Origin of the sequence: Corallococcus aberystwythensis (assembly GCF_003612165.1) — a bacterium.
GTDB lineage: Bacteria > Myxococcota > Myxococcia > Myxococcales > Myxococcaceae > Corallococcus > Corallococcus aberystwythensis.
Map to the genome: position 1 here is coordinate 1 of NZ_RAWK01000398.1, position 6,571 is coordinate 6,571.

A 6,571-nucleotide genomic window follows, 5' to 3' on the forward strand; every position below is an offset into this window, starting at 1 on the left:
CCACCCGCGGCCCCCACCCCGCGCGACGTCTACGCGCTGGACGACGCGGACTTCGTCGCCCAGGCCCGCCGCGACCTGGAGGCCTTGCGCCAGGGGACCGAAGGCCTGCGCCGGCTCAAGGAGGAGACCTTCCGCTCCAAGGCGCTGTACCGGCGTGGCAAGGACGCGCCGTACTCCCCGGATGAAAAGCAGCTCCTGGTGTCCACCTGGGCCGCCTTCTTCGACTGCTTCGTCTCCACGGAGGTGGTGCGCCAGCGCTACTGGGACTTCCTCAAGGTGCCCGCCCTCACCCAGTCCAGGAAGCACGCCTGGGGCTTCCTCCTCACTCACGCCGCGCTCGCCTCGGAGCTGGCGCAGGGGATGGCCTTCGCGGACCTCGCCGGGGGACAGGCGCAGCTGGAGGTGCTGCTGGATGAGCCCGGCCCCGAGTACGGCCTGCCCGCGCGCGCCTTCAGCCGCTTCAAGGAGAAGGTCGTCCACGTGGGCACCAGCACGCAGCTCTTCACGGGCGACGGCTACCGCGCCACGCTGCACCCGGTGCTGGCCAGGGCCGGCGTGCTGAACGAGCCCGGCGTCCCGGCGCTCCTCCAGGCCATGAAGCAGGACAGCAGCGCGGCCCGCTCACGCCTCATGAAGCGCGGCCCGGTGCTCTTCGCCAAGGCCGTCGCGGACCTCACCCAGGACACCACCGCCCGCGCGGTGTTCCCGGTGCAGAAGACGGTGGCCGAGTGGATGGGCGACACCCGGGTGCACCGCTCGGGCAGGCCGCTCATCTCCCGGGAGCAGACGCTGGCGCTCCTGCCGCGCATGGCCCCGGGCGACGTGATGGTCGCGCGGCAGAACTGGTTCTTGTCCAACATCGGCCTGCCGGGCTTCTGGCCGCACGCGGAGCTGTACGTGGGCACCGCGCAGGAGCTGTCCCTGGCCTTCGACGAGGACCCCGGCGTGAAGGCCTGGGTGGCCACCCTGCCCGGCCACCCGGCGACGTTCACGGGCCACCTGGCGAAGGCGTTCCCCGCCAAGTGGGCCGAGTACACCGGCAAGGACTCCCACGGGGACCCCTTGCGCATCATCGAATCCATCAGCGAGGGCGTGAGCTTCACCGGCGTGGAGCACGGCATGCACGTGGACTACCTGGGCGTGCTGCGGCCCCGGCTGTCCGCCGTGGACAAGGCCCGCGCCATCCTGCGCGCCTTCACCTTCCAGGGCCGGCCGTACGACTTCAACTTCGACTTCTTCTCCGACCAGTCGTTGGTCTGCACGGAGCTGGTGTGGAAGTCCTACGCCCCCTCCAAGGACCTGAAGGGCCTGGACATCCCCCTGGTGAGCGTGGCGGGGCGCAGGACGCTGCCGGCGAACGAAATCGTGCGCGTGTTCGACGCCGAGTACGGCAAGCCGGACCGGCAGTTCGACTTCGTCGCCTTCCTAGACGGGCGGGAGGCCCAGGGAGACGCCATCGAAGCGAACGCCGAGGTCTTCCGTTACACCTACCGACGCATGAAGTGGGACATCGCCCAAGAGTGAGGCAAGAGGCACACACACCATGACGGAAGAGACGGCGAACGAGTTCCTGGCCCTGGCCTCCCCCCTCTACGAGCGGATGATTGCCCAGCAGCAGGCGAAGGTGCTGCGGCTGGCGCGCGAGGCGGTGCCCAACATCGGGCCGGAGGAGATGCGCAACCCGCACGACTTCCCCCAGCTGAAGGAGCACCCCTCCTTCGAGTTCGAGGACGGCATCCTGGCGGGGCTGATTTCCGCGCACATGGCCATCCGGGCCGAAATCAAGAGCCGGCTGCCCGCGTCACCGCCGGGCGCCTGACGCTCGGCTGCCTGCCTTTGCTGTAAGGAGCTTCCGTGGGTTACAGGTGCGCACCGTGAGTTTTCCCTCTGGATTCGGCCCGCCCCTGGCGCGCGAGCGGCTGGTGTCTTCCCTGGCCGCGGACCCGCCCCGGCTGGACCTGGCGGCCCTGGCCATCGCGACCTTGGGCCGTGAGGACCTGGACGCCCCGGCGTGTCTGCACACGCTGGACGCGCTCGCCGCGCGGGTGCAGGTGGAGGCGGAGCGGCTTCGCGAGAAGGGCGAGGCCCTGGCCCCCTTGCGAGCCCTGCGCCACGTGCTGGCGGACATCGAGGGCTTCCGGGGCAACGAGGACGACTACCACTCCCCGGACAACAGCTTCCTGGACCGGGTGCTGGAGCGGAAGGTGGGGCTGCCCATCACGCTGTCGGTGCTCTACCTGGAGGTGGCGCGCCGCGCGGGCATCCCGCTGTACGGCGTCCCCTTCCCCGGGCACTTCCTGGTGGCGTGCGACGCGGGCGACCACAAGCTGGTGATGGACCCCTTCCACCACGGCGACATCCTCACGGAGCACGGCTGCGAGGAGCTGCTCAAGCGCGTGGCGCCGCAGCTCAAGTTCGACCGGGCCATGCTCGCGCCCGCCCCGGTGGAGCTCATCGCGTACCGCATGCTGTCCAACCTGCGCCGCGTGTACCTGGGGCGCGACGACAGCCAGCAGGGGCTGGCGGTGGTGGACCTGCTGCTCCTGCTGGCCCCGGACCACCCGGGTGAACTGCGCACGCGCGCGTCGCTGCTGACCACGCTGGGCGCCTTCCGCGCGGCGCTGAAGGACGTGGAGCGCTGCCTGGAGCTGTCCCCGGACGCGCCGGACCGCGAGCGCCTGGAGCTGTCCGCGCGGGAGCTGCGCGAGCGGGCCGAGCTGCTCAACTAAAGAGGAAGCACCCGCATGGCATCCGCGCCCGAGTCGCCCAAGTCGCAAGTCAAGCCCTGGCCCCGCCTGCGCCGGGGGCTGGAGCACGACTTCTCCGTGGTGAAGGTGCGCGAGGACGTGGTCGCGGATCCGCGCACGAACCTGGAGCACGGGCGCGTGCGGATGGAGTGCGCGGACTGGGTGAACGTCATCGCGGTGACGAAGCAGGACGAGCTGGTGATGGTGCGCCAGTTCCGCTTCGGCATCGACGCGGCGACGCTGGAGGTACCGGGCGGCGTCATCGACCCGGGAGAGGACCCGGCCACGGCCGCCGTGCGCGAGTTGGAGGAGGAGACGGGCTACCGCGCCGGACGCCTGGAGCCCCTGGGCGGCGTGCACCCCAACCCGGCCTTCCAGGGCAACCGCTGCTTCAGCTACCTCGCGCTCGACTGTGAGCGCGTGAGCGACGGGAATCAGGATGACGGCGAGGACATCGCCGTGGAGCTGTACCCGCGCGCGGACGTGCCCCGGCTCATCCTGGAGGGCCACATCACGCACTCGCTGGTGGTGGTGGCCTTCTTCCTGGAGCGGCTGCGCGCGGAAGCGAAGCGCTAGCCCGGCTCGCGCTCCCAGGTGCCGGAGCGGCCACCGGACTTGTGGTCCAGCTGCACCGCTTCGATGACCATGCCCCGGTCCACGCTCTTGCACATGTCATAGACGGTGAGCGCCGCCGCGCACGCGGCCGTGAGCGCCTCCATCTCCACGCCCGTGCGGTCCACCGTCTTCACGCGCACGCGGACCTCCAGCCCTTCGTCCACGGGCGTGAGCGTCACGTCCACGCCCGCCAGCGCGATGGGGTGGCACAGGGGCACGAAGTCCGGGGTGCGCTTGGCGGCCATGATGCCGGCGATGCGCGCCGCCGCGAGCACGTCCCCCTTCTCCACCTGTCCCGCGAGGATGCGCTCGCGCGTCGCGGGCAGCATCCTGAGGCGCGCGGTGGCCACCGCCACGCGCTCCGTCTTCGGCTTGTCGCCGACGTCCACCATCTTCACCGGCCGACTCCCTTCTCCACCGCGGCGAGCAGGTCGTCCGCCACGTCGTCCGGATCCTCCAGCCCCACGGACACGCGGATGAGGCTGTCGCGGATGCCCGCCTGGGCGCGCTCCTCGGGCGTCATCCGGCGGGCGCTGGCACTGGCCGCATGCATCACCAGCGTGCCCACGTCTCCCAGCGACGGGCCGGGCTTCGCCACGCGAAGCGCCTCCAGGAACCGGTCGCCTTCCTTCTGCCCCGCGCCCTTGATTTCGAACGCCACCATGGGCCCGAAGCCGCCCTCCAGCACCCGCGCCGCCACCGCGTGGTCCGGGTGGGACGAGAGGCCCGGGTAGATGACCCGCTCCAGCAGCGGCGAATCCGACAGCCGCTTCGCCACGTGGGCGGCGTGCTCGTTGTGGGCCTTCATGCGGACGGGCAGCGTGCGCAGGCCGCGCAGCGTGAGCCACGCTTCAAAAGGCCCCAGCACGTCGCCGGACAGGATGCGCGCGGAGCGCAGCGGGTCGATGCGCGCCTTGGAACCGCTCACCGTGCCGCCCAGCGCGTCGCTGTGGCCGTTGAGCCACTTGCTGGTGGACTGCACCGCGTAGTCCGCGCCCAATTCCAGCGCGCGCTGGCCGAAGGGGGACGGGAACGTCGCGTCCACCGCGAACACCGCCCCCGCGTCCCGGCACGCCTGCGCGAGCGCGCGGATGTCCGGCACGCGCAGCAGCGGGTTGGAGATGCTCTCCGCCAGCACCAGGCGGGGGCGCCACTCGCGGATGCGCGCGGGGGCGTCCGGGGACGTCTGGTCCAGCGGACGCAGCTCCACGCCCCAGCGGGCGCACAGGTTCTTGTAAAGCGCCCGGGTGACGCCGTAGCCGTCCGTGGGCATCACCAGCACGTCCCCGGCCTTCCACGGCTGCGCGTCGAACAGCGAGCGCAGCGCGGCCATGCCGCTGGCGTAGGCGACGCAGGCCTCCGCGCCCTCCAGCGCCGCCACGGCCTCCTCCAGCAGCGCGGCGTTGGGCGCGCTGATGCGGGCGTAGGCGTAGTCCTTTCCGTCCAGCGCGTCCGACAGGTCGTCGCTGCTGTCGAACCAGTTCACCGCCGCCGGGAAGATGGGCGGCATGACGGGCACGGCCTTGCTCCCGGTGAGCCGGGAGCCCGCGTGCACCGCCACCGTCTTCTGCTTCGTGCTCATGCGCGTGTCGTCTCGCGGAAAGGACGGAAAGAGGAGGACTGGATTACTCGCCGTGCTCGATGAGCCAGCGCTCCGCGTCGATGGCGGCCATGCAGCCCGTGCCCGCCGCGGTGATGGCCTGGCGGTAGTAGCTGTCCTGCACGTCGCCGCAGGCGAAGACGCCCTCGATGTTGGTGCGCGTGCTGCCCGGAATCGTCTTCAGGTAGCCGCCCTGGTGCGTCTCCAGGATGCCCTGGAACAGCTCCGTGTTCGGCGTGTGCCCGATGGCGACGAACAGGCCCGTGGCGTTCACCAGCTGGCTGTCCCCCGTCTTGAGGTTGCGCACGACGGCGCCCGTCATGCCCTTCGGGTTGCCCACCACCTCTTCCACGGCGGAGTTCCACATGAAGGAGATCTTCGGGTTGTTGAGCGCGCGCTCCTGCATCACCTTGGACGCGCGCAGCGAGTCGCGGCGGTGGATGAGCGTGACGTGGTTGACGATCTTCGCCAGGTACGTGGCCTCTTCCATGGCCGTGTCGCCGCCGCCCACCACCAGCACGTCCTGCTTCTTGTAGAAGGCGCCGTCACAGGTGGCGCACGCGGACACGCCGCGGTTCTTGTAGGTGTCCTCGCCCTTGACGCCCAGCCACTTGGCCGTGGCGCCCGTGGAGATGATGACCGTCTCCGAGCGCACCTTCATGCCGCTCTCGCTCTCCAGGACGAAGGGCCGCTGGGAGAAGTCCACCTTGGTGATGTTCTCCATGTGGATGACGGTGTTGAAGCGCTCCGCCTGCTTCTGGAAGCGCTCCATCAGCTCCGGGCCGGTGATGGCCTCCGGGAAGCCGGGGTAGTTCTCCACGTCGGTGGTGACCATGAGCTGGCCGCCCGGAACGCGCTGCGGGTGCTCCATGGTGGGGCCGCCGGCGAACACCACCGGCTCCAGGTTGGCGCGCGCCGCGTAGATGGCGGCGGTGTAGCCCGCCGGTCCCGAGCCGATGATGGTGACCTTCTGGATCTTGTCCTGCGACACGGCGCCTCCTGCGCTCATACGTTTACGGGGCCGGACGGTAACAGACGCCGCCGTCCTGGCCATGATACGAACCTGGACCCCTTGGATGCCGCTGTCCTCAAGAAGGTTGCGCTCTTCGGGGGCTTGACCCAGGGCCAGCTCGCCAAGGTCGCCCGGATTGCCGTCCTCCCGGGGACGTTCGTCCGCACGCTGAGCGGGCGGCTTCGCGAGACGAACGACCAGCTCAAAGGCTTCTTCGCCATCTCCCGCTTCTAGCCGCTCGCCACGCGCTTCTTGGCTCCTCGCACGCCAGGAGTGCGAGTGGAGCATCGCTGTCCGTCCCGCCACGAAGCCGCTTCACGCACCGCTGGACGGGCGGGCACCGGCGTTCACGAGTGGCCCCCGCGGGGCACACGCCTTGCTCAAGCCCCCGCCACGTGGACGGAGGCGGGATGGAACAGGGCGGAGAGGCGTGGGCGGAGTCGGGCGAAGGGGAAGCCACGGGTGGCAGGTCGGTGAGGGCGCGCGGCGCTGGATTGGGGGACGCGCGCGAGCGCCTCTTCCGGCTGGGCGCGGAGGCCCTCACCGACCTGGAGCTCCTGGGGCTCTTGTGGACGGAGGGGCTGGGGGACGCGGCGG

The 6,571-nt window shown here is 70.7% G+C and carries 8 protein-coding genes and 1 pseudogene; 6 read left to right on the forward strand and 3 right to left on the reverse strand.

The genetic code is table 11. The features are described 5' to 3' along the window. From D7W81_RS38755 to D7W81_RS38770, 4 genes are all read left to right on the forward strand, one after another. Positions 1–1,524, forward strand: a 1,524-nt coding sequence (locus tag D7W81_RS38755) for a YiiX/YebB-like N1pC/P60 family cysteine hydrolase (RefSeq protein WP_120560375.1), incomplete at its 5' end; no start/stop codon positions are given. A gap of 19 nt (positions 1,525–1,543) precedes the next feature. Next, positions 1,544–1,819, forward strand: a complete 276-nt coding sequence (locus D7W81_RS38760) for a hypothetical protein (RefSeq protein ID WP_120560376.1) — start codon at positions 1,544–1,546, stop codon at positions 1,817–1,819. Between the two features lie 85 nt (positions 1,820–1,904). Beyond that, positions 1,905–2,729, forward strand: a complete 825-nt coding sequence (locus tag D7W81_RS38765; RefSeq protein ID WP_120560380.1) for a SirB1 family protein — start codon at positions 1,905–1,907, stop codon at positions 2,727–2,729. Between the two features lie 15 nt (positions 2,730–2,744). Further along, positions 2,745–3,323, forward strand: coding sequence for an NUDIX hydrolase (locus tag D7W81_RS38770; protein ID WP_120560377.1), 579 nt, complete (start codon positions 2,745–2,747; stop codon positions 3,321–3,323). On the opposite strand, the gene moaC is transcribed toward D7W81_RS38770, so the two are convergent. The 3 genes from moaC to trxB are packed head-to-tail and all read right to left on the reverse strand — an operon-like array spanning position 3,320 to position 5,953. Continuing rightward, the gene (gene moaC, locus D7W81_RS38775) at positions 3,320–3,760 is read right to left on the reverse strand and encodes a cyclic pyranopterin monophosphate synthase MoaC (RefSeq protein WP_120560378.1); all 441 of its coding nucleotides are present in this window, start codon (positions 3,758–3,760) and stop codon (positions 3,320–3,322) included. The two genes, D7W81_RS38770 and moaC, sit on opposite strands and share 4 nt — an antisense overlap. Next, a complete protein-coding gene (locus D7W81_RS38780) occupies positions 3,757–4,944 on the reverse strand; it encodes a trans-sulfuration enzyme family protein (RefSeq protein ID WP_120560379.1) in 1,188 nt (395 codons plus the stop codon). Before D7W81_RS38780 ends, moaC begins: the two co-directional genes overlap by 4 nt. A gap of 43 nt (positions 4,945–4,987) precedes the next feature. Then, positions 4,988–5,953, reverse strand: a complete 966-nt coding sequence (gene trxB, locus D7W81_RS38785; protein ID WP_120560381.1) for a thioredoxin-disulfide reductase — start codon at positions 5,951–5,953, stop codon at positions 4,988–4,990. Positions 5,954–6,034: 81 nt separating this feature from the next. On the opposite strand from trxB, the gene D7W81_RS42885 reads away from it, so the two are divergent. Next, the gene (locus tag D7W81_RS42885) at positions 6,035–6,208 is read left to right on the forward strand and encodes a hypothetical protein (protein ID WP_167508147.1); all 174 of its coding nucleotides are present in this window, start codon (positions 6,035–6,037) and stop codon (positions 6,206–6,208) included. 176 nt (positions 6,209–6,384) lie between these two features. Further along, positions 6,385–6,571, forward strand: a pseudogene (locus D7W81_RS38790) (RadC family protein); the annotation flags it as partial.

Excerpts from the sequence above, each read along its gene's own strand:
- D7W81_RS38760 (WP_120560376.1), top strand. The coding sequence starts at position 1,544 with ATGACGGAAGAGACGGCGAACGAGTTCCTGGCCCTGGCCTCCCCCCTC.
- D7W81_RS38780 (WP_120560379.1), bottom strand. The coding sequence starts at position 4,944 with ATGAGCACGAAGCAGAAGACGGTGGCGGTGCACGCGGGCTCCCGGCTC.
- D7W81_RS38770 (WP_120560377.1), top strand. The coding sequence starts at position 2,745 with ATGGCATCCGCGCCCGAGTCGCCCAAGTCGCAAGTCAAGCCCTGGCCC.